This is a genomic window from Kitasatospora sp. MBT63, from assembly GCF_000710465.2.
Lineage (GTDB): Bacteria > Actinomycetota > Actinomycetes > Streptomycetales > Streptomycetaceae > Kitasatospora.
Genome location: NZ_JAIZ01000601.1, coordinates 9,591 through 10,019 on the forward strand (window position 1 = coordinate 9,591; position 429 = coordinate 10,019).

The 429-nt window shown below is 71.1% G+C and carries 1 protein-coding gene; it reads right to left on the bottom strand.

All coding sequences use genetic code 11. The features are described 5' to 3' along the window. Positions 1 to 429: AMP-binding protein (locus AA75_RS46220; protein ID WP_158515595.1), on the bottom strand; the 429-nt coding region annotated here is incomplete at both ends.

Sequence of the window (429 nt, forward strand, 5' to 3'; positions counted from 1 at the left end):
TGAGGTAGCCGCGCGCGAGACCCACGCCCGCGATGTAGAGCTCGCCGGCCACCCCCACCGGTACCGGGCGCAGATGGGCGTCCAGGACGTGGGCGCGGGTGTTCCAGATCGGACGGCCGACGGTCGCGGTGTCGGAGTCGAGCGTGCCACCGCCCAGGGTGTTGATGGTGTACTCGGTCGGGCCGTACAGGTTGTAGCCCATGACGCCCGGGGTGTCGCGCAGCTTGGACCACAGGGTCTCGGCCACCGCCTCACCACCGAGCAGCACCAGCACCGGGCGGTGCCGCTCCCCGTCCAGCAGACCGCACTCGATCAGCGCCTGGGCGTACGAGGGCGTCACGTTGATGACGTCGATCTCATGGGTGGCGCAGTACGCGGCGAGGGCCTCCGCGTCGCGGCGCAGGGCCTCGTCGAGGACGTGCACCTCGT